The sequence below is a fragment of the Streptomyces sp. NPDC050625 genome (assembly GCF_040654755.1).
GTDB lineage: Bacteria > Actinomycetota > Actinomycetes > Streptomycetales > Streptomycetaceae > Streptomyces.
This window is the reverse complement of the sequence record NZ_JBFAIQ010000044.1, coordinates 1-21,408: the sequence shown is the minus strand read 5'-3', so window position 1 is coordinate 21,408 and position 21,408 is coordinate 1. Positions and strand designations below refer to the sequence as shown.

General features: G+C 67.7%; 23 protein-coding genes and 5 pseudogenes. 8 read left to right on the top strand and 20 right to left on the bottom strand.

Annotated elements, in window-relative coordinates; all coding sequences use genetic code 11:
- The first annotated feature begins 108 nt into the window (after positions 1 to 108).
- Genes tal through AB0I54_RS43495 form a run of 3 tightly spaced genes read left to right on the top strand, consistent with a single transcriptional unit; the run spans position 109 to position 2,092 of the window.
- Positions 109 to 1,239, top strand: coding sequence for a transaldolase (gene tal / locus AB0I54_RS43505; protein WP_363301915.1), 1,131 nt, complete (start codon positions 109 to 111; stop codon positions 1,237 to 1,239).
- 41 nt (positions 1,240 to 1,280) lie between these two features.
- Positions 1,281 to 1,565: a WhiB family transcriptional regulator gene (locus AB0I54_RS43500; RefSeq protein WP_363301914.1), complete on the top strand. Its 285-nt coding sequence runs from the start codon at positions 1,281 to 1,283 to the stop codon at positions 1,563 to 1,565.
- The gene (locus tag AB0I54_RS43495) at positions 1,562 to 2,092 is read left to right on the top strand and encodes a molybdenum cofactor biosysynthesis protein (RefSeq protein ID WP_363301913.1); all 531 of its coding nucleotides are present in this window, start codon (positions 1,562 to 1,564) and stop codon (positions 2,090 to 2,092) included. The genes AB0I54_RS43500 and AB0I54_RS43495 overlap by 4 nt, the downstream gene beginning before the upstream one ends.
- A gap of 137 nt (positions 2,093 to 2,229) precedes the next feature.
- Here AB0I54_RS43495 and AB0I54_RS43490 read toward each other — a convergent pair.
- The 5 genes and pseudogenes from AB0I54_RS43490 to AB0I54_RS43470 all read right to left on the bottom strand — a co-directional run.
- A pseudogene (locus AB0I54_RS43490) lies at positions 2,230 to 2,873 on the bottom strand (transposase); the annotation flags it as partial.
- Between the two features lie 308 nt (positions 2,874 to 3,181).
- Positions 3,182 to 3,490 carry a DUF6510 family protein gene (locus AB0I54_RS43485; RefSeq protein ID WP_363301912.1) on the bottom strand — a complete coding sequence of 103 codons (309 nt, stop codon included), beginning with the start codon at positions 3,488 to 3,490 and terminating at the stop codon, positions 3,182 to 3,184.
- Between the two features lie 14 nt (positions 3,491 to 3,504).
- A complete protein-coding gene (locus AB0I54_RS43480) occupies positions 3,505 to 4,248 on the bottom strand; it encodes a ferredoxin reductase (RefSeq protein ID WP_363301911.1) in 744 nt (247 codons plus the stop codon).
- Positions 4,218 to 4,817 (bottom strand): molybdopterin-dependent oxidoreductase, encoded by a 600-nt coding sequence (locus tag AB0I54_RS43475; RefSeq protein ID WP_363301910.1) that lies wholly within the window; start codon positions 4,815 to 4,817, stop codon positions 4,218 to 4,220. Before AB0I54_RS43475 ends, AB0I54_RS43480 begins: the two co-directional genes overlap by 31 nt.
- 97 nt (positions 4,818 to 4,914) lie before the next feature.
- Positions 4,915 to 5,499, bottom strand: a complete 585-nt coding sequence (locus AB0I54_RS43470) for a sigma-70 family RNA polymerase sigma factor (protein ID WP_363301909.1) — start codon at positions 5,497 to 5,499, stop codon at positions 4,915 to 4,917.
- 625 nt (positions 5,500 to 6,124) lie between these two features.
- Here AB0I54_RS43470 and msrA (AB0I54_RS43465) point away from each other — a divergent pair.
- Positions 6,125 to 6,634: a peptide-methionine (S)-S-oxide reductase MsrA gene (msrA, locus tag AB0I54_RS43465; protein ID WP_363301908.1), complete on the top strand. Its 510-nt coding sequence runs from the start codon at positions 6,125 to 6,127 to the stop codon at positions 6,632 to 6,634.
- A 72-nt stretch (positions 6,635 to 6,706) separates the two neighbouring features.
- Here the strand turns inward: msrA (AB0I54_RS43465) and AB0I54_RS43460 are convergent.
- The 7 genes and pseudogenes from AB0I54_RS43460 to AB0I54_RS43430 all read right to left on the bottom strand — a co-directional run.
- A pseudogene (locus AB0I54_RS43460) lies at positions 6,707 to 6,838 on the bottom strand (thioredoxin domain-containing protein); the annotation flags it as partial.
- A gap of 883 nt (positions 6,839 to 7,721) precedes the next feature.
- Complete coding sequence (locus tag AB0I54_RS43455; RefSeq protein WP_363301907.1) at positions 7,722 to 8,495, bottom strand: SDR family oxidoreductase; 774 nt, start codon at positions 8,493 to 8,495, stop codon at positions 7,722 to 7,724.
- Positions 8,496 to 8,646: 151 nt separating this feature from the next.
- Positions 8,647 to 8,829, bottom strand: a complete 183-nt coding sequence (locus AB0I54_RS43450) for a hypothetical protein (RefSeq protein WP_363301906.1) — start codon at positions 8,827 to 8,829, stop codon at positions 8,647 to 8,649.
- A gap of 37 nt (positions 8,830 to 8,866) precedes the next feature.
- Positions 8,867 to 9,508 (bottom strand): annotated as a pseudogene (locus AB0I54_RS43445) (RNA-guided endonuclease TnpB family protein); the annotation flags it as partial.
- A gap of 119 nt (positions 9,509 to 9,627) precedes the next feature.
- On the bottom strand, positions 9,628 to 11,478 hold the full coding sequence (locus tag AB0I54_RS43440) for a BTAD domain-containing putative transcriptional regulator (RefSeq protein ID WP_363301904.1): 1,851 nt from the start codon (positions 11,476 to 11,478) through the stop codon (positions 9,628 to 9,630).
- A gap of 363 nt (positions 11,479 to 11,841) precedes the next feature.
- Positions 11,842 to 12,513, bottom strand: coding sequence for a TetR family transcriptional regulator C-terminal domain-containing protein (locus tag AB0I54_RS43435; protein WP_363301903.1), 672 nt, complete (start codon positions 12,511 to 12,513; stop codon positions 11,842 to 11,844).
- 134 nt (positions 12,514 to 12,647) lie between these two features.
- Positions 12,648 to 13,403, bottom strand: coding sequence for an HAD-IA family hydrolase (locus AB0I54_RS43430; RefSeq protein WP_363301902.1), 756 nt, complete (start codon positions 13,401 to 13,403; stop codon positions 12,648 to 12,650).
- 387 nt (positions 13,404 to 13,790) lie between these two features.
- Between AB0I54_RS43430 and AB0I54_RS43425 the strand changes: the two genes are divergently transcribed.
- Together AB0I54_RS43425 and AB0I54_RS43420 are read left to right on the top strand one after the other, a co-directional pair.
- The gene (locus AB0I54_RS43425) at positions 13,791 to 14,435 is read left to right on the top strand and encodes an RraA family protein (protein ID WP_363301901.1); all 645 of its coding nucleotides are present in this window, start codon (positions 13,791 to 13,793) and stop codon (positions 14,433 to 14,435) included.
- A 170-nt stretch (positions 14,436 to 14,605) separates the two neighbouring features.
- Positions 14,606 to 14,845 carry a hypothetical protein gene (locus tag AB0I54_RS43420; protein ID WP_363301900.1) on the top strand — a complete coding sequence of 80 codons (240 nt, stop codon included), beginning with the start codon at positions 14,606 to 14,608 and terminating at the stop codon, positions 14,843 to 14,845.
- Between the two features lie 105 nt (positions 14,846 to 14,950).
- Here AB0I54_RS43420 and AB0I54_RS43415 read toward each other — a convergent pair whose 3' ends face one another.
- The 4 genes from AB0I54_RS43415 to msrB form a co-directional block, all read right to left on the bottom strand.
- Positions 14,951 to 15,763, bottom strand: a complete 813-nt coding sequence (locus AB0I54_RS43415; protein ID WP_363301899.1) for a family 1 encapsulin nanocompartment shell protein — start codon at positions 15,761 to 15,763, stop codon at positions 14,951 to 14,953.
- Complete coding sequence (locus AB0I54_RS43410; RefSeq protein WP_363301898.1) at positions 15,760 to 16,830, bottom strand: Dyp-type peroxidase; 1,071 nt, start codon at positions 16,828 to 16,830, stop codon at positions 15,760 to 15,762. The genes AB0I54_RS43415 and AB0I54_RS43410 overlap by 4 nt, the downstream gene beginning before the upstream one ends.
- 33 nt (positions 16,831 to 16,863) lie before the next feature.
- Complete coding sequence (locus AB0I54_RS43405) at positions 16,864 to 17,193, bottom strand: hypothetical protein (RefSeq protein ID WP_363301897.1); 330 nt, start codon at positions 17,191 to 17,193, stop codon at positions 16,864 to 16,866.
- Between the two features lie 129 nt (positions 17,194 to 17,322).
- Positions 17,323 to 17,793, bottom strand: a complete 471-nt coding sequence (gene msrB / locus AB0I54_RS43400) for a peptide-methionine (R)-S-oxide reductase MsrB (protein WP_363301896.1) — start codon at positions 17,791 to 17,793, stop codon at positions 17,323 to 17,325.
- Positions 17,794 to 18,435: 642 nt separating this feature from the next.
- Between msrB and AB0I54_RS43395 the strand changes: the two genes are divergently transcribed.
- Together AB0I54_RS43395 and AB0I54_RS43390 are read left to right on the top strand one after the other, a co-directional pair.
- A complete protein-coding gene (locus tag AB0I54_RS43395) occupies positions 18,436 to 18,861 on the top strand; it encodes a hypothetical protein (RefSeq protein ID WP_363301938.1) in 426 nt (141 codons plus the stop codon).
- A pseudogene (locus AB0I54_RS43390) lies at positions 18,795 to 19,010 on the top strand (DUF6000 family protein); the annotation flags it as partial. The gene AB0I54_RS43395 and the pseudogene AB0I54_RS43390, both read left to right, overlap by 67 nt.
- Positions 19,011 to 19,039: 29 nt before the next feature.
- Here AB0I54_RS43390 and msrA (AB0I54_RS43385) read toward each other — a convergent pair.
- From msrA (AB0I54_RS43385) to AB0I54_RS43370, 4 genes and pseudogenes are all read right to left on the bottom strand, one after another.
- The gene (msrA, locus tag AB0I54_RS43385; RefSeq protein WP_363301895.1) at positions 19,040 to 19,540 is read right to left on the bottom strand and encodes a peptide-methionine (S)-S-oxide reductase MsrA; all 501 of its coding nucleotides are present in this window, start codon (positions 19,538 to 19,540) and stop codon (positions 19,040 to 19,042) included.
- Between the two features lie 373 nt (positions 19,541 to 19,913).
- Positions 19,914 to 20,597 carry a hypothetical protein gene (locus AB0I54_RS43380; protein WP_363301894.1) on the bottom strand — a complete coding sequence of 228 codons (684 nt, stop codon included), beginning with the start codon at positions 20,595 to 20,597 and terminating at the stop codon, positions 19,914 to 19,916.
- Positions 20,598 to 20,665: 68 nt separating this feature from the next.
- Complete coding sequence (locus AB0I54_RS43375; RefSeq protein WP_363301893.1) at positions 20,666 to 20,863, bottom strand: hypothetical protein; 198 nt, start codon at positions 20,861 to 20,863, stop codon at positions 20,666 to 20,668.
- 359 nt (positions 20,864 to 21,222) lie between these two features.
- Positions 21,223 to 21,408, bottom strand: a pseudogene (locus AB0I54_RS43370) (dihydrolipoyl dehydrogenase); the annotation flags it as partial.

Here is a 21,408-nt window from a genome sequence, read left to right as displayed (position 1 = left end):
CACGGTCTGGTGCGCATGGGTCGCGCTGCCGGGCCACCGATGCGCACACGTGAGCACGCCGGGCGGCCCGTGCTGCCCGCCTCGCCACCCCTGGAAGGTGTGGGATACATGACGAGCATGTTGAAGGATCTGTCGGACTCCGGTGTGTCCGTGTGGCTGGACACCCTGTCACGCGGGCGGATCAAGTCGGGGAGCCTGTCGGAGTTGATCAGCGGCCGCTACGTGGTGGGCGTCACGACGAATCCGACGATCTTCAGGGACGCGATATCGCACGGCGTCGAGTACGAGGCCCAGATCTGCGAGCTCGCGGTGCGCGGCGTGTCCGCCGAGGAGGCTGTGCGCACCGTCACCGCGACAGATGTCCGCGACGCCGCCGACATTCTTCGCCCCACCTTCCTCGTGTCCCCTGCGGGCCAGGACGGCCGCGTCTCCATCGAGGTCGACCCGCACATGGCTCATGACACGACGGCGACGGTCGCCGAAGCACGTCATCTGACCTGGCTGGTAGACCGCCCGAACATCTACATCAAGATCCCCGCAACCGAGGCGGGCCTGCCCGCCATCACCGAGACCATCGCGCAGGGCATCAGTGTCAATGTGACCCTGATCTTCTCCCTGGCACGCTACCGGCAGGTTGCCGAGGCCTATTTGGCCGGTCTGGAGAAGGCCCGCGCCGCCGGCCTGGACCTGTCACAGATCTCGTCGGTGGCATCGTTCTTCGTCTCGCGCATGGACACGGAGATCGACCGGCGCCTCGACGCCCTGGGCAGCCCGGAGGCCAGAGCCGTCCGGGGCAGAGCCGCCGTGGCCAACGCCCGCCTGGCGTACGAGGCCTTCGAGGAGGTGTTCTCCGGGGAGCGCTGGAACCGCCTGCAGCGTGCTGGGGCGAACAAGCAGCGCCCGCTGTGGGCCTCCACGGGGGTCAAGGACACGGCATACGAGGCCACCAAATACGTCTCCGGACTCATCGCCCCGGAGACCGTGAACACCATGCCCGAGGCGACCCTGCTCGCCGTCGAGGCACAGGAGCACGGCGCAGGTGGCGATCTCCGCAGCACGTACGACGAGGCGCGGGCCGACCTCGAAGCGGTCGAGCGCCTGGGCATCTGCTACTCCGAAGTCGCCCAGCAACTGGAGGACGAGGGAGTGGCAAAGTTCCAGGAGTCCTGGGACAGCCTTCTCACCGCGACCGAGGCCCGGCTCGAGGCCTGTACGCGCAGATTGCACACGTGGCCATGAGCGACGCCCCCTTTGGAACACCCCGGCCCCGGGAGAGTGGCATGCTGACATGGCTCGACAACGCGGGCTGCCGGGGCCTCGACACCGAACTGTTCTTTCCCGCGGGGCCGAAGGGCCCCGGTCGGCGTCAGGCCGACGAAGCGAAGGCCGTGTGCAAGACATGTCCGGTCCGCCGGCAGTGCCGCAGTTGGGCGCTCGCCACAGCACAGGAGTACGGCATCTGGGGCGGAATGGATGAGGAAGAGCGGGTCCTGGCCCACAGGAGAAGACGTCTCGGCACCCGGGGAAACGATCCCGCGGGGAAGAAAGGAACTGACGCGGTTTGAGCTCCCCACAGGCCACTCACGACAAGGTGGTGCAGGTGGTGCAACTCCTCGTGTCGCCCGTGCACCGCTACTCCGGACGGCCCGCTGAGGGGCCGTCACCAGACCCTGTCGGCGGGCTGGTGCAGCACATCCGAGTACGCCGCAACCTCGGAATCGTCGGCGACCGGTACTTCGCGCAGCCGGCTCACCGGGACGCGTCCGTGACCATCATGTCGGAAGAGAACCTGCGCACACACATCGATCCCGCGGTCGGCCTCCAGCAGACGCGACGGAACATCCTGCTGCGAGGCGTCGACATCGACGCCTACATCGATCGGGTCGTGGAGCTCGACACCGGCGACGGCCCCGTCGAATTCGCCATCAACCGCGCCGCACGGCCTTGCGCGTGGATGGACGCCGTCATCGGACCCGGAGCACAGCGCGCGCTGCGCGGCAAGGGCGGCGTACGGTGCACGCCCCTGTCAGACGGCATCCTCCGCATCGGCAAAGCCGACTTCCGCGTGGTAGGACCGCGCGAGCAGCGCTGACGGCCGCCCCGCGACCGCCGCTCACCTCGGGCAGCGAACCGTTCGTGCTCCGCAGCCGATGCGTCCCGCTCCCGTCTCCGCATTACTGATCGTTTCAGAATGCCGCCCGGATCGTCGGAGGCAGATGAGGCTGTAGGCTCGGCCACCCGGCGCAGCTTGCCCAGTCCGGAACCGTGGGCGGCGCCGCGTCGGGCGATCAGCGGTATGCTGCCGCGCTTCCAAAGCAGGCGGCGGTACTCGCCGAAGTCGTAGGCCCGCTCGGCATACAGACGCCGGGGCTTGCGGCGAGGGCGTCCCGGCAGACCCCGAATCGACGGGATGGCGTCGAGTAGCGGCAGGAGCTGGGTGACGTCATGGCGGTTGCCGCCGGAAAGCGTGACGGCGAGCGGGTTCCGTGGCGGTCGACGATCAGGTGGTGCTTGGATCCGGGACGGGCACGGTCGACGAGCGAGGGACCGACGTGGTCCCCCCTTTGAGGGCCCGGACGTGCGAGCCGTCCACGGCGCCCTCGTCCAGGTCCAGCGTGTCCGCGCGGCGCAGTTCGCCCGGCAGGGCGGTGTGCGGGCGCGGCCAGACACCGGCCTCGGTCCAGTCCCCAGCCGGCGCCGGGCCGTCACACCGAAGCAATCGACGACCGTGCTCGGTACGTCACGCCAGGCCACGCCCTTGCGCAGCACGTAAATGACGCTGGCCTGGTATCGCGTCCGAACAGATCGGTTCCAGGCATCATTCCTGCCCAGCCCGGGCGAGCCTCCGGACGCCGTCCGTAACGTCGACGTCGAGCTCCCGCCGACGGCGGACGAGTCACGCTGGAGCGCGACCGTGTTCACCCTTGCCGAGGCCGAACTCCTCATGGAGAAGGGCTCCCGGAACGGCGAAGACTTGAACGGTCGCTGCTTCTGGTGCTCCGACGCTTCATCGTTCGAGACGCACGCATCGACAACATCACGCAGCTGCTGACCGGACCGCTCGATGGTGGTGACCTCGCGCAGGTCCTTCAGCGCTTCAACGACGAACGACCGTCCGCCCCGTTCTCAAACGATCAGTCAGCCGCGTGGTCGGCACCCTTAGCGCGGCGCCAAGGCGAACTCAGCCTTCGGACACTGGAATTGACAGTGAGGCCGCGCCGCTCATGTCGAGCCAGATCGCGTCCCTCGTGCGTGTCGTGCGCAGCACCACTCTCCCGCACCGCTGGCAGCGTGCGGCAAGGCCCGGTGCGTGCCCGTACACGTGCAGGCGAGCGACGGGCCCTGTGCAGCCGCAGTTGGCGCATCGGCTCGTCGCCGCGGTCACGTCGACGGCGAAGACCTCGGACAGAGGTCCCGCCAGAGCGTTCCCGTCGACGTACCCGGTGTGGCCATCGTCCGCGTCGGGGCCGTCGGCCTCTACAGACGTCATCTCAACCTCCTGTGTCAGCCGAAGCGTTCAGTACGTACTCGATCAGGTGCATGCCCCAGGAGCACCAGGTAGGCGGCCGTCTTCTCGACGAACGCCGTGGGCCCGCAGATGTAGCAGGTCGGCTCGGAGCCGGCCGGCCAGCCGCCGTTGACCAGATCCTCGGGGGTGATGCGTCCGGGTGGACGCGGTGAGTCCGCGGGGGTCTGCCTGCTGTAGAGGTACGTCGTGTCCAGCCCCGGCGCTCCCTTGTGCAGTTCCGACTTGTACAGCATGTCCAACGGGCTGCGTACCGCGTACAGCAGCCGGAACGGGGCCCGGCTGCCGGCCGCATCCCGTGTGCGGACCATGCACATCAGGGGCACGAGTCCCGATCCTCCCGCCACCAGGAGAACCGGCTCCGTCTGCTGCCGCGTCCACACGAACCAGCCGCCGACGGGCCCGCGCAGCTCCAACTGGTCTCCGGGCCCGAGCTCGTCCGCGAGGTACGGGGACACTTCCCCGCCCAGCGTGCGCTGGACGGTCAGTTCGAGGCTGCGGCCATTGGGGGCGGAGGCGATCGAGTAGCTGCGCTCGGTGCTGTAACCGTCTTCCGCGGTCAGCCTGACATCCACATGCTGACCGGCCACGTGCCCCGGCCAGTCCGGCACGTCCAGCGTCAGGGTGACGGCCGTCGCCGACTCCACGCGTCGGCCCGTCACTTCGGCGGTCCGCCACCGGAGCCTGTCGCCTAGTCTCCCTGGTACCGCTGCTCTCGCCATGGGTCTCCGTAGTTGTGGTAACCGGCGCTCTCCCAGAAGCCGGGTACGTCTGTCTGTCGCAGTTCGATGTCGCGCACCCACTTCGCGGACTTCCACAGGTACAGGTGCGGGACCAGCAGCCGGGCGGGGCCACCGTGTTGGGGCGCCAACTCGCTGCCCCCGTAGCCGTAGACGATCCACGCCTTCCCGTCGAGCAGGTCGGCGAGGGGGATGTTCGTGGTGTAGCCGCCGTAGGAGGTGACCAGGACATGCTCTGCTGCCGTCTCCACGTCCGCGAGCAGAACGTCCAGGGACACACCCTGCCACTCGGTGCCGAACTTCGACCACTTCGTCACACAGTGCAGGTCCACGGTCGGGGACTCGGCCGGGAGTGCCATCAGGCCCGCCCAGTCCCACACGTGCCGTTTCCCGGTTTCCGTGGTCACCGACAGCTGCCAGTCGTCTTTCCGGATGCGGGGGGTCGGTCCGGCGGACAGCACCGGGAAGCCGGTCGTCTCGTACTGCCCGGGCGGCAGCTTCGTACCCGCCGACGGCCTTCGGCCGTGGAACCCGCGCGAGATGAACGCCATGCTCGCCGTCCTTGTCAGTCCGGGGCGGGCCCCTGCGGGCCCCTTCGGAGGTGAGCGTCCGTAGGGCGTGGCTTCTTACCTCGGACCGCTGGGGATGTCAGCCCGCGGTACTGAGGTGTCCGCCGGCGATGAGCTGAGCCCGCAGCTTCTTACGGGCGTCGAACATCGTCTTGTAGAGCGCGTTCCGGTTCGTCTCCAGCTCGCTGGCGAGTGTTTCCAGCGGAACACCGTTGACGACGGCGACGAAGACCTTGCGCTGGTGGGCGCTCAGTGCTGTCGCGACCGCGTTGCGCACGGCATCGACCAGCTCGCGCGCCTGCCAGTAGCTGACGGGGTCCACGCCGACACGGTCGGGCACCTGCGCCCATTCCTCCAAGTCGAAACGGGCATGCGAAACACGCCAGAAATGGCGGCCCAGCTTGCTGGACACTTCGAGAACGACAAACCGGTACGCCCATGTGGTGAATCTGGCATCGCCTCGAAATTCATGGATTTTCTGCGTGATCCTCATCAGCGCGTCAGCGGCCGCCTGATGGGCGAGATCGTCCAGTTCGGGCCCTGCAATTCGGTAACGCGAACCGCGGCGGAACACCTCGTCCATGGCAATCCGCACCAGCAGCGCGTGCAGCCGTGTGCAGGCCTGCTCGTACTCAGGTCCACAACCGTCCTCCAGCGCGTCCACCCAGGCAGCGGACTCAGGATCGAGTTGCCCTCGCCCATGGACGGGCCGCGTTGCCGAGGCGCTGCCGTTGGTTCCGGCAGGTCCACTCGGAGCCGCGCGGCGCGTTTTTCTGACATCCGTAGAGTGCATGGCCTGCCTTCATTCTCCAAGTCATCTCTCACGAACGAGGCAACCACGGGACCATCTACAGGCCGTCTACGCGGAGTCGCTGATTCTCGCTGTCGTCCGGCACGCACCCCTTGATTTCACGAACAAGGTTCCATTGCTTTTCGAAGAGCGACGCACGTGTGGCGTTGAGTGTGCTTTTGGTGAGCAACCGATTGTTTGTGACCGTGACCGGTGGCGTCGGTCGAGAGATACCGGGTGCTGAGGCGCCTGGCAAGGCCGAGCTCGGCGCGCACGCTCCCCTGACTTGAGCGACCGTCTGCCCTGTGACGTAGTCCTCACGAACGGGGTAAGGACTCCGCGATCGCCGCAGCTAATGGTGAACCATTCAGCCGGTCCAGCACCACTGGGGCCCTGTCCAACTGCCACGACCAGGCGGAGGCGCGGGTCTTGTCTGTCGGGGCTGCTCCAGCACCCGGAGGGTCTCGACCGATTCCGGTGTCACAGAAGGGAATGCAGCGTGTTAACGGCAAGGGCGTATGCCGTGTTGGCGGGCGGGTGCTTCTGGGGTGTGCAGGAGTTGTTCCGCGGCTTGCCGGGTGTGGTGGGCACCCGTGTTGGCTACACCGGTGGCGAAGTGGTGCAACCGACTCTCCGAAACCACGGGAACCACGCGGAGGCGGCCGAGGTCACCTACGACCCGTCCGGGACGGACTACCGCAGCATCCTGGAGTTCTTCTTCCAGATCCACGATCCCACCACGTTGAACCGGCAGGGCGAGGACGTGGGCCTGAGCTATAGGTCGGCCATCTTCTATCTGGACGAGGAGCAGCGAAGTATCGCACTCGCGGTGCTCACGGACTGCGACGCGTCCGGATTGTGGCCGGGGAAGCTGGTCACCGAGATTGTCCCGTGCGGCACGTTCTGGGAGGCGGAGCCTGAGCATCAGAACTACCTTCAGCGCCATCCGGACGCACGCATGAGCCAATACATCCGGGTGAACTGGAAGTTGCCCCGGATACCGGCCTGAGCCGCCGTGGCGCCTGCCGTTGTGGGGCACGGCAGGCGCCACGGCGGGCGGGCGCACATTTTCAGACCCTGCTCACCTCAAGAACTCCCGCAGCTCCTGCTCCAGGGCGTGCTTGGGGCGAGCCCCGACCACCGTTTCACTGTGCTCGGCGGCGAGCGCCTCCAGGACCGGCCTCACCAGACGGCACGGACCGCACCACTCGGCCATGCGGGCTCCTTCGTGCGCTCTCGGCATGGATCGATGCTTTGGGGTGGCCCCGCCCGGCGCAGCTGTAAGCGGCTGTGCCGGGCGGGTCGTGAGGGTGCTTCTAGGGCCCGTCCTCAAAGATCATCGGATGGTGGATCATGGTGAGGTGATACACCGTCATGAACTCACCGACCAGGAGTGAGGGTTACTCACTCCGCAACCTGCCGGACCGCCACGGGCCGTGGCAGACGGTCTACGGTCTACACCCGCTTCCGCCCGTTATGCCCTGGACGGCGTGTTCACCCAGGCCCTGCGGCAGATCCAAGCCCGGGCTGACGCTGCCGCACGCCGCCGCCACTGGCCGAAGAGGGGGATCAGCAGGCCGGACGAACCGGACGATCACGTCCTCGGCCGACCCGAGGAGGGCCTGACCACCAAGGTCTATCTCGCCTGCGACGGTCACGGACGGCCCCCAGCTACCCTGGTGACACCGGGGCAACGCCACGACAGCGTCTGCGCCCGCCCTCTCCTGGAACGCATCCGGGTCCCGCGCACGGGCGGGCCTGGGCCGACCACGCTGCAGACCCGACCACGTCGTCGCGGACAAGGCTTCCAGCTCCCGCGGCTTCCGCGCCCACCTGCGCCGACGCGGTATCGCGCGCACCATCCCGGAGAAGAGCGACCAGCAGCGACACCGGTACAACCGCGGTCGCCAAGGCGGGCGACACCCGTGGTCGACCGGCTCATCTACCGACAACGCAACATCGCTGAGCGGTGCTTCAACCGGCTCAAGGGGTTCCGCGGCATCGCAACTTGCTACGAGAGGACCGCCGCCTCCTACGAAGCCGCGGTCACACTCGCGTCGTTCCCGCTGTGGGCAAGATCCGTTTGCAGACGAACCCTAATTACGGCCGGCCATGACGCCGCCGTCGACATTGAGGATGGCACCCGTGGTCCAGCTCGAGGCATCCGAGAGGAGGAAGACGATCGCCGAGGCCAGGTCCTGAGGGGTGCCGACCCGGCCGAGCGGGTGCAGGCCGCTCAACTGGTCCATCGCGGCGTCCAGTTGGTCTGCCGGGAAGACCTTCTCGAACAGGGGCGTCCTGGTGACAGCCGGAGCCACGGCGTTCACTCGGATACCCTCGCCGGCGAGCTCGATGGCGAGGTTGTGGGTGAAGGCGTGCAGGCCCGCCTTGGCCATCGAGTAGGCCGACGACGGTGTCACGCCGAGGGCCTGGTGCGCCCACATGCTGCCCACGTTCACGATGGCGCCGCCCTGGCCGTTGGCGATCATGCTCCGGACGATGGTCTGGGTCAGGAAGAAAGTCGCCCGGTTGAGGTCGTGGTAGGAGTCGTAGTCCGCGACCTCGTAGTCGAGGAAGGGCTTGGGCTTGAAGAATCCCGCGGCGTTGACGAGGAGCGTGGCGTCGGGGTGGTCCTCCGCCAACTGCTTCTGCGCCTCGACGACCTGGTCCTGGTCGGCCAGGTCGGCCGCGACCGACCAGGCGCTGCCGGAGCGCGACAGTGCCTCCACGACGTCGTCGAGCTTCTGCCCCGGGCGGCCGACGATCACCGCGCTGCCGCCTCCGGCGATCACGTTCTCGGCGACCTTGAGGCCCATACCGCTGGCACCGCCGATCACGACGATTTTCCTGCCTTCGAAGTCCGTGGCCATGGGAATCACACTCCATTGAATGGTGAACGAACACTCCTTGTTGTGATTGCGACCCTTCCACGGCAGGGTCTACAGCAGCTCTACCAGGCCTCTACAACGCCAACCGCACCAGGCCGTGCGAGGTCTGCTCCCCTCCAGGGACAGAAGAAGGTCAGACGCCGACGGGGTACCGGCTGGTGATCGCGACGCGATGGAACGCCTCCCTCACGGTTGCCGGCCAGGCGACCGCGGAGATCTGGCCCGCGGTGAGCACGGCCGCGGCAGCGTCGTAGTCCTCGTCGCTGACGTATCCGTCCGGCACGTGCGTGATCGCCTCGGTCAGGCGGAGAGCCACACGGCGCTCTTGAGGATGTCTTGACGTGCTCCCTGGCCTAGGGTCCAGGGATTCCGGCCTGGGTCGTGTGACCCTTCCGGGGGCTTCCTGCTTCACCGCGCTGTGCGGGCACGGGTGCCCGTCTTACCGGCGCTCCACAGGCGTTTGGCGTCTCCGCCCATCCGGCGGCGACGATACGGCGTCCTTCGAACAGGACGTTGTGGGCTGCGTTGTGGTCGCAGTCGTGCACGGCACCGCACTCGCCGCACGTCCACTCCCGGACGTGCAGGGGCTTGGGTCCGTCGCGGAATCCGCAGGCCGAGCAGAGCTGCGAGGACGGGAAGGCCCGGTCCACCTTGGCGAAGGTACGCCCGTGCCTGGCCGCCTTGTACTCCAGCATGCCGACGAACGCGGACCATCCCGCGTCGTGCACGGACTTGGCAAGCCGGGTACGGCCCAGGCCGGACACCGCGAGGTCTTCCACATACACCGCTTGGTTGTCGCGGATGATCTGCGTGGATGCCTTGTGGTGCCAGTCCCGGCGCCGGTCCGCCACGCGGGCGTACTGGCGTGCGATCTTGATCCGGGCCTTGGCCCGGTTCTTCGACCCCTTGGCCTTGCGGGACAGCTCCCGCTGAAGCCGCCTGAGCTTCTTCTCGGCCCGGCGCAGGAAGCGGGGACTGTCGATCTTCCGGCCGTCGCCTTGTAAGGCTGCACCACCCGGTACGGGATGCTCCGGTTCGGCAGCCGCCAGGACCGGTGTCCGCGACATCGTTGTCGTACAGTGCCCGGCAAGGATGGTGCCGACGTCCGCTCGCTCTACCAACCGGCCAATTCACCCTGGCCAAGGCCCCCCTCCCGCGCCTGCTCCGCTGCGTACGCGGCCACGAGCCGGTTCCAGCTGTACCGGCCCGGGCCGACCTCCGAGACGAGGTGCGCCCGTATGAGACGCGACAGGACCTTGCGGACCCGATTCTCGGGTCGCCCGGCCAGGTCTGCGACCTGCGATGCCGCGAACAAGGGCTCCGGGCAGGCGCTGAGCTCGCGGAAGAGCGCGGCAGTCTCCGTGTCGAGCAGACGGTACGAGCGCGTGATGGACGCGCGGACGTCGAGGGCCTGGTCCTCCTCGCTCGCGAATGCGTCCAGGGTTCTGTGCTCGGGCGCCTCGTACTCGTCGGCCAGGCTCGACAGGCGCAGCTGCGGTCGATAGGCCGCGCGGGCTGCGACGTTGGCCAGGGCCAGAGGGAGCTGCCCGGCCAGCCGGATGATGCGGTCGACGGCCTCTGGCTCGGCAGCTGTCCTGGCTGCGCCGAGTCGGCGGGCGAGGAGACTGCGTGCGTCCGCCTGGCTCAGGGGCATGAGCGTCAGGGGAAGCGCCTGGTAGGCGGCGACGAGCGCGTGCAGTTGCATACGACTGGTGACGAGCGCCATGGAACCCGGCCCCCCGGGGAGAAGGTGCTTGACCTGGTCCGTGTTCCATGCGTTGTCGAGCACGACGAGCACGCGACGGTTGGCCAACAGGCCGCGGAACATGAGCCCCCGAGCCTGGGCGGTCTCGGGCATGTCCTCGGGGCGGACTCCCAAGGACTGCAGAAAGTCCTCAAGCACGCGCCCGGGGTCCCGCGGCTCGGCCTCCGGTCCGGTTCCCTGCAGATCCGCGAAGAGCTGCCCGTCCGGGAAGCGGTCGGCAAGACGGTGGGCGACGGTGGTGGCGAAGGCTGTCTTGCCCACTCCGGCCAGCCCGCCGATCGTGCAGATGGCCACGGAGGACGATGCCTCGGCATCGGCGACCAAGCGCTCGACCTGCTCCTGCTCCCTCTCGCGGCCGACGAGACTCGGCAGGGCGGCCGGGAGCTGGGCCGGGGCATGCGGCGAGGGTGCGCGCGGCGCGCTCTTCGGTCGGTCGGCGCTCTGCGGGAGCTCGAATCGCCCGGACAGGATGCGCTCGTGGACTTGCTGCAGTTCAGGCGATGGGCTGACGCCGAGGCGTTGACGCAGCAGGTGACTGGTCGTGTGGTAGATCGTCAGGGCCTCGGACTGCCGCCCCGCGCCGTACAGCGCGGTCATGAGGAGGCTGCATACGCGCTCCCGCAGCGGGTGCTCGACAAGCAGGGCCGACAGTTCTGCGGCGGCCTCGGCATAGCGCCCTTTCTCCACCTCGCAGGCGAGCTGTTCCTCGGCACAGGCGAGACGCAGCTCGCCGAGGACGCTGCGCTGCTGGTCCGCGAACGGCCCCGGGACCCCGGCGAGGGCTACTCCCTTCCACATCTCAAGGCCCTCGGTCAGCAGGCTCGCCGCGGACGCCAGGTCACCGGTACTACGTGCCTCCCGCGCCCTTGCCGCCTTCTCCTTGAACCTGTTCAGGTCCAGAGCGTCCGATGGGATGTGCAGCCGATAGCCGCCGTCGACCAGGTGTACGGAGCTGTCGCAGTGGTCCCCCAGTGCCTGTCTGAGTCTGTAGATGTAGGTGCGCACGGAGCCGATGGCCGACGGTGGGGCCTCATCGCCCCACACGTCCTCCACCAGCTTCGAGAGGCTGACGGGTCTGCCCGCCCTGAGCAACAGCGAGGCCAACACCGCGCACTGCCTCGGCTGACCAGCGCCGGCCTCGACCCCCTGCCTGTGCAGCCGGACCGGGCCGAGAACTGAGAACTGGACGCCCGTATACATCGTGCCTACCGCCCTGGGGACCCTTGTGAAGCTTGACTGCTTGGCCGTCCGCGAGGGAACGCCTCCCTCAACGTACCCTAGGTCGGACGATTTTTCAGGACTAAATGGTCCTCTTATCGTCGAGCCGTGTGTCTTTTGGGGAGAGGATTGACACGTTTCGCCCTTGGCTGAACCAGGGTGGCGGCACAGAATGCCGGACGAATGCGTCCGGCGGCTAGATCACACCCCGGCCGCCGACAGGAGGACGGTGAGGTCCAGCGGAATGGGGAACCGCGGCGCAAACACTTGTGTGCCGCATCGCGGCACAGGGGTCCTGGCGGCGCCAGGACGTCCCGCTACCGCCTCGCCCCCACCCCCGGACGCTCAGCCGTCTCCAGCGTCCCCGTCAGGCGCAGGGCCATCCTCGGCGGGCACGGCATAGGTCCTGACGTGGGCGATCGCCATGTCGAGGGCGATCCTCATGGGTTTGACGTCCTGAGTGGTCTGCGCGAGGAGGTACCCACCTTGAAGGGCGGCCATCAGACCGGTGGCGAGCTCTTTCGCGTCCGCATCCGCGCGGAGGACTCCCGAGTCCTTCATGCGCACCAGTCCGGCCTCGAGAAGCCCTTCCCAGGTGGCGAAGTACCGCGCGATGGCCTTACGTGCTTCTTCGTCCTGATCAGCCAGCTCGCTCGCGAGGGAGCCGAGCGGGCAGCCGTACGCCCCGTTTCGGAGCGCGTTGCGCTCCACCACCGCGTCCCGCCAGCGCTCCAGCCCGCGGAAGGAATTGAGCCGCCGAAGGAGCTGAGAGTGGCGTTCGAGCACTTCAGCGGCCTGCAACGCGACGACGTCCCGCACCAGCGCATCCTTGTCGGGGTAGTGGCGGTAGAGCTGGGATTTACTCGTTCCGCTGGCCGCCCTGACGTCGTCGAGGGTCGTGAGGGAGACGCCCTTGACGTACATCATGTCGCTGGCCGCCCTCAAGATGCGCTCTCGAGTCGCCCGCCCGCGCTCGGTCAGTCGGGAGTCGTTCTTGACGCGTGCCTGTTCCGCCACATTGGCCAGGTTACCGCTGCGGACCGTAGCATGTTTCGGAATGGACCTCAAGGTCCTCTTTTCCTTCCAGCCCGGACGCGTTCTCCCTCGGCGCCCCGGGCTCGGCGGTGCAACGGTTCAGAACGGTTGGCCGATCACGGCCGGGAGCGCCGTTCAGGGGTGCCGGCGAGATCTCCCAGGTCCTTGACGACCACATCCGCGCCATGCGCGTACAGCGCGCCGGCCGGGCCTGTCCGGGCGACACCGACCACCCAACCGAAGTGACCCGATCGTCCGGCGTCCATGCCCGCTTGCGCGTCCTCGAAGACCGCGCACTGAGTCGAGTGCTGGCCCAGATCGCGGGCGGCTGCCAGAAACATGTCGGGGTAGGGCTTGCGCCGCAGGTTCCGGCTGGCAGCCACGACACCGTCGATCCACGCGTCGAAGAGCGTCTCCACACCTGCCGCCCGCAGGATCTCGCGGCAGTTGGCGCTGGATGTGACGACAGCGGTCAGCAGTCCTTGCTCACGGACCGCCTTGACGTAGGCGATGGTGCCTGGGCACACCTCGGCCCCCTGCGAGCGGATCCTGGCCTCGTACAGGCCGTTCTTCCGGCGGACCAGGCCGTGCACGGTGTCCAGGCCCGGAGAGTCGTCGGGGCTGCCGTCGGGCAGTTCGATCCCACGCGAGGACAGAAAGCACCGCGCACCCTCGGCGCTCGGCCGGCTCTCGATGAACTCGGCGTAGTCGGTGTCCGCGGCAAAGGGGCGGAACCCGTTGCCTTCGTGCTGTCGCAACAACGTGTCGAAGGCTTCCTTCCACGCGGCGACGTGCAGGAAGGTCGTGTCGGTGATCACGCCGTCAAGGTCGAAGAGGCAGGCCCGTATCTCAGCAGGCAGACCAAGCGTCACAGAGTCGACTTCCTCTCAAGTGCCGGTAACACCGGCCAGTGTTGCGTGCCGCGCCGGCACCGCGGAACACCGGTAGACGTCCGGTAGACGCCGGATCCACGAACCGGCGTCCACTGCCGGCCCTGTTGGCTGTTGTCCTGCATCTCACGCCCGGCCAGGATCGGCGGGCCGATGCGACGTAGATGAACTGTGGACGTTCCGGTACTCGGAGCCCGGCGGCGCCACGCCCCGAGGCGACCGGTGCGGGGACCGGGCGGTAAGAACACGCTGCAGCAGGACGCTGACATACATAGCGCACGGGCGCGGGTACGGGATCGCGTGCTGTGAGCCCACGTGATGCCCAACTCCCCTACTGATCAAGGCCGGTGGCCCTTCGAAAGGAAGCTGATGGAGGACGACGCCTTGGCCGCACGGGCTGTCCGCCTAGGATGCGCCACGCTCGTCGACGCCGTGGGCCGGGTCTACGGTCACCGGGCCCACATTGCCGCCATGTCGAGCCCCGACCCTCTGCGCCCCCTGTTCGGGCGCGCGGCCACCATCTCGTTCCTGCCGTACCGTGAAGACCTGGCAGGAGCGCGTCGCAACTTCAAGCACTACTTCTACGGGGCGCTCGGGCAAAGGCCTGCCTCGGGCCAGGTTCTTGTGCTCTCCAGCGGCGGCTATCCCGACGTGTCGCACGGCGGGGGCACCAAGCTGGCCAGGGCGCACAGCGTCGGCCTCGCCGGTGTCCTGGCCGACGGCCGCCTGCGGGACTTCGACCAGCTGCGCGCGTACAGCTTCGCCACCTGGTGCACGGGAGAAGCGGTCCGCTGGGGCGGCGACACGGTGATGCCCCACGCGTTCGGAGTGGCCGTCGAGGTCGGCGGCGTGTGCGTGAGCCCCGGCGACTACGTCCACATGGACAGCGCCGGCGGCGTTGTGATCCCTTCGGCGAGCCTGCATCGGGTCCTCGACATCGCGGAGGACATCGCAGCCGAGGAAGCCGACGCGGCCGACATCATCAGTGCCGAGAGCCCGCGGCCGGAGGGATGAGGTGCACTCTCTGGGCCGCAAGCTCGCCGGGGGCTGCAGAGGCCGGGCGCGACGAGAGGCCGAGCGCGAGGGGACGTCGGCTCCTCATCGCGCACGATCCATGCGCAAGTGTCCGTTGCCAGGTCCCACAGGTCCCCGTTCCGAGCGCTTCAGAAACGACGAGGTTGGTCATGACACAGATATCGCCCCGGCTTCCGCACATCGTGGTGCACACCCCGGCGCTGGACGGCTCCCGTCGGGTCACCGAGGGTGAGGTGATCCTGGGGGTCGCCTCCCACCTGGATGACGTCACCGAAATTCTCCGACTTGCCGACCTCGATCGGATCGAGGTCGAGGAGAGTGAACTCATCGAGTGGCAGGGAGGTGGTCCGGACGAATGGCCGGGACTCTCCGAACACCTGGAGGAGTGACCAGGGCGCTGCCGGTCCACGGCATGTGGCGGCTGCGCCCTCGGTGTGCCGAACTCGTCCCTGGTCCCTGACGCCAGCTGCTGCGATCGACCGGCTTCTCCCCCGTCAGCCGTCGGTCGGCAGCGACACGAGGGCCGCAACCGCCTCGCTGGTGTGCGCCAGAAAGGTGAAGGTCTCCTCCAAGTACAGGGTGACGCTGGTCGCATCGTGGGAGAGGTACCCGATCGACACGTCCTGGCCAAGGCGCATCTCGAAGTCGCCGCCACGGGTCGAGATCAGGAAGGCGCCGTCGATGGCGGGCGCCCAGACGATGTCCCCGACCAGCATTCTGGCGATGTGTTCGATGATCGGATAGCCGTGATCGGAAGTCTCACTGACCGCCGTGTACGCCTCGGCGCTCAGGGCCAGCGAGTACGCGCCGTCAACACCTGCCAGTCGCAGGGCCGAGACCGCCTGGCCGATCGCGTCCGGGTAGTCGCGGATGTCGGCGGGCAGGTTCACCGGTGCGTTGGAGGAGCTTTCCCGCAGGCCGGCGATGCCAGCGGCCGCATATCCCTCGAAGACTGCCCGGTCCTCCGCGAAGGCGAGCCTCCGGGCGGCGTCCTTGGCGGGCTGCCAGTCCGCGTCCTTGGCCCCCCGCGCGACATCGTCGACCTGGCGGCGGTCGAGGGTGAACGGGACGCGCAGTTCGACAAGCGGCTGGAAACGGCGCAGGTGGGCGATCACGCCATCGGCAGGGGCAGCCACACGGTCGAGGTGCCCCGTCGCCACACCTCCCAACTCGACCCCGCACGGCTCGGGGACGTCGACGATGCGCCGTGCCGCAGCGTGCGTGGTGAAAGTGCGGCGCGCCTCTTCCTCCAGATCGCTCCACGCGACAGCGGAGAGGGGAGCAAGTCCACGGTGCAGATTGTTCATCGGGAGGTGCTCCGCTTCAGGCTGCCGATCCTCAATGAGGCATCGGAAGAACGTGGTTGATTCCCGGGTGTGACGACGACGGTATGGAGACCGGTGTCCGTGACCCCTGATTCCGCGCCGGGTGGTGCGGGCAGGTCGTCCAGGAAGTCCGCCGTGGGGACATGGAACAGGCATCCCGTGACGGGCGTGGAGAAGTCCAGGATCCGGTCGTGGGCGGCGTCCTGCGTGCCCAGGAACATCCGCTCCAGCATCGCCTCCGTCACCGATGGGGTACGGGCGTAGCCGATGAAGTACGTGCCGAACTCGCCACGCCCCACGGTTCCGAAGGGCATGTTGTCGCGGAGGATCTCGCGCTCCGTGCCGTCGGGACCGGTGATGCTGGTGAGGGCAACGTGCGAGTCCGCCGGCTTGGTGCTGTCGTCCAGTTCGATGTCCGACAGTTTCGTCCTGCCGACGATCCTCTCCTGCGCCTCGACCGGCAACGCGTTCCAAGTCGCCAGGTCGTGCAGGTATTTCTGCACGATCACATAACTCCCGCCCGCGAACTCGCAGTCCTCGTCCCCGATCAGAACGGCGGCGCTCGCCGCCACGCCGGCGGGGTTCTCGGTGCCGTCGACGAAACCGAGCAGGTCACGCTTGTCGAAGTACTGGAAGCCATGCACTTCGTCGCGTACGGTCACCGCTTTCCCCAGCCGGCTCATGATCTCCGAAGCGAGGGCGAAGCACAGGTCCAGGCGTGCCGCGCGGATATGGAAGAGCAGGTCGCCCGGTGTCGACACCGCGCGGTGCACCGGACCGTTCAGCTCACGGAACGGATGCAGTTCCGCCGGGCGGGGTCCGGCGAACAGCCGGTCCCACGCCTGTGAGCCGATACCGGTGACACAGCTGAGCCTGCCCTCGGGTTCGGCGCGGAAGCCCACGGACCGCTGCAGGGAGTTGAGGTCGGACAAGACGTCCCGCGCCACCGCCTCCCCGCCGGGGTCGATCGTGACGACGAGAAAGATCGCCGCGCTGGTGAGAGGGCACAGCACCGTCTGCGGCGTCGGTGCCGACGTCTCATCGGCCATGTGTCGCTCTTCCTCCAGGGGTGTGTCCGGCGTTCACTGGTATCGGCCGTCGAAGCGGCTTCCGCTGCGCAGATCCGAAAAGCGGAGGCCGACGGCCTCTCCCCCCTCCACCATCCAGCGCAGGTCGTACGAGGCCCGGTAGGACGGCGGCCAGAACGAGGAGAAGTGGCCGGTGTCGTCGACGGACCATGTTCCCTTGGTCTCACGTCCGCCCTCGACGTAGCGCGTGGTGCCGTCGGAGTCGAAGGTCTGCGTCGCTCCGTCGCTGTAGACGAGACGGCCTGCGGTGACAGCGGCGGCGATCTCCCCGGCCGGTACAGGTGCGCCGTCCTCGACTGATACGCCGTCAAGTTTCTTGTTCACTGCGGGAACCTCCCATGGCCCCGGGCGGGCCTTTGCGAGCTGAGTTGGTGCGGGGCGGCAGGTGGTCGCGCAGACGGGTGTCGGCAGAGCGGAGTGGTGTTGCCGCTCTCGCACCGTCTGCGCAACCGCTCACTCTGCTTCGGCAGCGCTCTCTTCCGACATCTGGAACAGGCTCAGATACTGGCCGTAGCCCTCCTTCTCCAGTTCCCCGACGGGGATGAAGCGCAAGGAGGCCGAGTTGATGCAGTACCGCAGTCCGCCCCTGTCACTGGGTCCGTCGGGGAACAGGTGCCCGAGGTGGCTGTCTCCGTTCATCGACCGGACTTCGACACGGATCATGCCGTGGCTGGTGTCGGGCCGCTCGACGACGTGGCCGGGCTCCAGCGGTTTGGTGAAGCTGGGCCACCCTGTGCGGCTGTCGTACTTGTCCGCGGAGGAGAACAGCGGCTCTCCCGACACGATGTCCACATAGATGCCCGGGGCCTTGTTGTCCCACAGGGCGTTCGCGAACGAGGGCTCCGTCTCATCCTGCTGGGTTACGCGGTACTGGAGTTCTGTGAGCTGCGCGAGGCGTTCAGAGCTCTTCGTGTATTCCGACATAGGTGCCTCCTGGGGGTGTGGCCGCATCAGCCCTTCTCGGACTTCGCGTCACGGGCCGTCGTTCCCTTACCTCACGACGACGTGCATGTCACTCGACGAGCTCCAAACCCACTCGGGGTATGGGTCAGGCCGGTTCCGTCTGTCCCTGCCGCGTCGTGCTGGTCGTTAACGAGGGGGAGGAAGAGCTCGTCGACGCGCGTGAAGAGCCGGAGACCGTGCTGGCGCGGACGTTCGCCGCATACCCGCGGTGCCGGGAACGGGGTCTCGGCCCGCTGGACAGTCCGCCCGAACGGATCGCCGGCCCTTACGAGAGCACAACCAAGCCCGGCTGGTTCCTCGCCGCCGGGGGCGATGGGCCGAAGCCGAGGCTGGTGGTCATCAACGGTTCAGACGAGGCGTTGAGCTATCTGTGGCCCGGCTACGGCAGCGAGGCGGCGGCGCGTGGCTACAACGTCGTCTTGTTGGCCGGGCCCGGCCAGCGGCGCATGCTGTTCGAGCGGGGCATCCCGTTCCGGCACGACGGGGAACACATCATCGGGCCGGTCGCCGACGCGGTGGTACACCGCCCGGACGTCGATCCGCAGCGACTCGCCCCCTCCCCACGCTGTCAGCCAGAGCGGCTACTGGGGCCCGCGCGCCCTGGTGTTCGAGCATCGCTTTGCGGCCGCGGTGATCGACGGTGGAGTGGTCGACGTGTCCGTAGCGTGGCACGCGCTGCTGTCGCCCGAACTGAGGGCGGTGCTCGACGCCGACGAACTCGACCGGTTCAACGAGGCGATGGATCTCCTCCCGGCGAACGCCAGGCGGATCTTCACCTGGCGGGCCAAGGCGTACGGCCGCCCGAGTCTCTACGACATCTACCGTGAGATCCTGCGTACGACATGCTCTGCCGCACAGGGAACTCGTCCGCTTCACTCGAGTCGAGGGAGCCGTCGGCCAGTGCCAGCCGATGCACCCGCCCACGCCCTGACAGTGCTGCCTCTCGCTGATCGATCTGCATCGCAGATGCAATCACCACGCTCCTTGCGGGCGGCTGACGCGAACGAAGAACTGCGGCTCGGCTCGTAGCCGTCTCCCGCCGGACCGAGTTCCGTGAGCGTCTCGGGGAACTCTTGCTGGCCAGCGAAGGCTCCTGTGTCGGCCCGGCCTATTGCGTGGCCCGGGCCACTTTCGGAACGGCACACGACGCTGATCTGTTCGCTGCCCGGCTGCCGCAGGGCTGCATGAGGCCCGGTTCGCGTCGAATTTACGACGCCTCGGGCAGACGCCATTCCGGGCGGATGCGGTGACAGGTGTACCCGTTCGGATAGCGCTGCAGATAGTCCTGGTGCTCAGGCTCGGCCTCCCAGAAGGCGCTGGCGGGCATCACCTCTGTGACGACCTTCCCCGGCCACAGGCCCGAGGCGTCGACCTCCGCGATCGTGGCCTCGGCGATGCGCCGCTGTTCTTCACCGAGATAGAAGATGGCCGACCGGTAACTGAGGCCGACGTCGTTGCCCTGCCGGTTCAGCGTGGTGGGGTCGTGCACCTGGAAGAAGAACTCGAGGAGAGCTCGGTAGTCCGTCCGGTCAGGGTCGTAGGTGACTTCGATGGCCTCCGCGTGGCTGCCGTGGTTGCGGTACGTCGGGTTCGACGTCTCGCCTCCCGTATAGCCGACACGCGTCGAGACCACACCGTCCAGGGCCCGAAAGAGCTCCTGCATGCCCCAGAAGCACCCGCCCGCCAGAATCGCCCTCTGGTGTGCCATGTCTGTGAATCCCTCCTGTGAAATCCGCCGTCTCGACCCGATGGGCCAGAACGCGTGCAGCGTGCTCTGGCCCGGGCCGCGTCCGTCCGACACGGTGACCTCATGCTTGGGCACTGTGACAGCGGTCGTGCAGCGCCCACGATGGTTGGCTGCACGACTCGCGGATTCCTTACGTCCCTTTGCCGCCCGACGCCAACACGTGACCGACAGACGCAAGCCGGATCAGGGGACGAGCACCAGCTTGCGGCCTGCCGTCCGGCCCGTGATCACCCGGTCGTACGCGCCCGGTCCGTCCGTCAGGGGCACAGGTTCGGGAGCGAGGCGGAGCCGCCCTTGTGCGAGGTCGGTGGTGGGCTGAGTGAGCTGCGCGGCGTCAGGACGTACGTAGAAGGTCAGTACTGTTGATCCCTCGCTCGGGATCCGGCGCGTCGGAGGTCACCGAGCACAGTTGTCCGCCGTCAAGGACGAGCGGCAACGCGCTCGCCACTGTGCCGGGCGCGGCGATCAGGGCCGCATCGAACCCGGCTCGTGCTCGCTCGGGCCACGCCGGGTCGTGGCAGTCGATGATCTCGGTTACTCCGAACGTGCGGAGGCGCTCCGCAGCGGAGGGCGAGGCAGCTGCCGTCACCTCCACACCGACGGCCGCCGCCAGTTGAACGGCCAGGGCGCCGGCACTGCCGCCTCCGTTGGTGATCAGGAGGCGTTGCCCTGTAGTGAGTCCCAGTGCCTCCAGAGCTTGCAGTGCGGTGAGGCCGTTGACGGGGTGCAGCCGCCACGACGGATTCCAGTGAGTCGGGGGACGGGGGCCGTGTGGGGGGCGGTGACCAGGACCTGCTCGGCCCAGAAGCCGCTGCCGCCCGGTAGCGGGGCCTGATGCGTGCGGCGGGGGCCGCAGACCGACATCCCGGCCGCCGGTGTTCAGCAGTCGGTCCCCGGGACCTACGCCGGCGGCCTCGACCTCGATGACTACCTGACCCTCGCCGGGCGGCGGAGGTTCGGGGAGGTCGAGGAGGACGATGTCGGTCACCGCGGGTGCGGTGACTCCGATTGCTTTCATTACTCCTCTCTGACGCGGTGCAGGCCGGGATCAGCCCGGCTGCTCCCGGATGCCGCGGCGCTGCTCCTTCAAGGAAGCAACTTCTCCACACCCGCAGCGCCCTCTTCATCGAGAAGGCGGCGCGCCTGTTCAAGCCTCTCCGGCGTGACGTCATGGCCGGATGCGAGTACTACGTCTTCGGGGTCGGGCAATTCTTCCGTTCCCGTGTGGAGAACCGCATCTGGAGTGTGCGGGCCCCACTCATCGTCGTCAGCGGCTTCAGACATCGTCTCTCCTAGTTTGAATAGGTGCCGACCCTTCAAATGGGTGGCAGCCCTCACTGATCGCTCGGGTTCTCGTGCTGGTTCGCAGCCCAGGCATACGCCTCTGCCAGGTCCTTCAAAGCTGCTGCGACCGCTCCATGGTCCTTGTGCTCCGCCTGCTGTCGTGCTTGAGACGCGATGGCTTCGAAAAGCGCTACTTGAGCATCCTGTCGCACCGTAGAGTCAGTACCGCTCACTATTTCCTCCGAATTCCCGTACGGACAAGAAGTAGGACCCAGCCGTCTCACGCCGGCTTTCGTCGCAACCAATGCATCCAGCAATATGCAGGATCAATGGCCCTGTGGAGGGTTGGAGAGTCGCTGTCAGCCCCGCACGTGCAGGGGCTTGCCGGCCAGGGCCAGGTGGGCCTCGCCGAGCGCCTCGTTCTGCGTCGGGTAGGCGTGGATGAGCTGGGCGACCTCGGCGGGCAGTGCCTCCCAGTTGTAGATCAGCTGCGCCTCGCCGACCTGCTCGCCCATGCGGTCGCCGACCATGTGGACGCCGACCAC

Bases quoted from the DNA above. Each gene is read 5' to 3' on its own strand.
- tal (WP_363301915.1), top strand. From the start codon at position 109: ATGACGAGCATGTTGAAGGATCTGTCGGACTCCGGTGTGTCCGTGTGG.
- AB0I54_RS43500 (WP_363301914.1), top strand. From the start codon at position 1,281: ATGCTGACATGGCTCGACAACGCGGGCTGCCGGGGCCTCGACACCGAA.
- AB0I54_RS43410 (WP_363301898.1), bottom strand. From the start codon at position 16,830: ATGGCCGATGAGACGTCGGCACCGACGCCGCAGACGGTGCTGTGCCCT.
- AB0I54_RS43455 (WP_363301907.1), bottom strand. From the start codon at position 8,495: ATGGCCACGGACTTCGAAGGCAGGAAAATCGTCGTGATCGGCGGTGCC.
- AB0I54_RS43420 (WP_363301900.1), top strand. From the start codon at position 14,606: ATGACACAGATATCGCCCCGGCTTCCGCACATCGTGGTGCACACCCCG.
- msrB (WP_363301896.1), bottom strand. From the start codon at position 17,793: ATGTCGGAATACACGAAGAGCTCTGAACGCCTCGCGCAGCTCACAGAA.
- AB0I54_RS43425 (WP_363301901.1), top strand. From the start codon at position 13,791: ATGGAGGACGACGCCTTGGCCGCACGGGCTGTCCGCCTAGGATGCGCC.
- AB0I54_RS43415 (WP_363301899.1), bottom strand. From the start codon at position 15,763: ATGAACAATCTGCACCGTGGACTTGCTCCCCTCTCCGCTGTCGCGTGG.
- AB0I54_RS43440 (WP_363301904.1), bottom strand. From the start codon at position 11,478: ATGTATACGGGCGTCCAGTTCTCAGTTCTCGGCCCGGTCCGGCTGCAC.
- AB0I54_RS43475 (WP_363301910.1), bottom strand. From the start codon at position 4,817: ATGGCGTTCATCTCGCGCGGGTTCCACGGCCGAAGGCCGTCGGCGGGT.
- AB0I54_RS43375 (WP_363301893.1), bottom strand. From the start codon at position 20,863: ATGTCTGAAGCCGCTGACGACGATGAGTGGGGCCCGCACACTCCAGAT.
- AB0I54_RS43485 (WP_363301912.1), bottom strand. From the start codon at position 3,490: ATGACGTCTGTAGAGGCCGACGGCCCCGACGCGGACGATGGCCACACC.
- AB0I54_RS43480 (WP_363301911.1), bottom strand. From the start codon at position 4,248: ATGGCGAGAGCAGCGGTACCAGGGAGACTAGGCGACAGGCTCCGGTGG.
- AB0I54_RS43380 (WP_363301894.1), bottom strand. From the start codon at position 20,597: ATGAAAGCAATCGGAGTCACCGCACCCGCGGTGACCGACATCGTCCTC.
- msrA (WP_363301895.1), bottom strand. From the start codon at position 19,540: ATGGCACACCAGAGGGCGATTCTGGCGGGCGGGTGCTTCTGGGGCATG.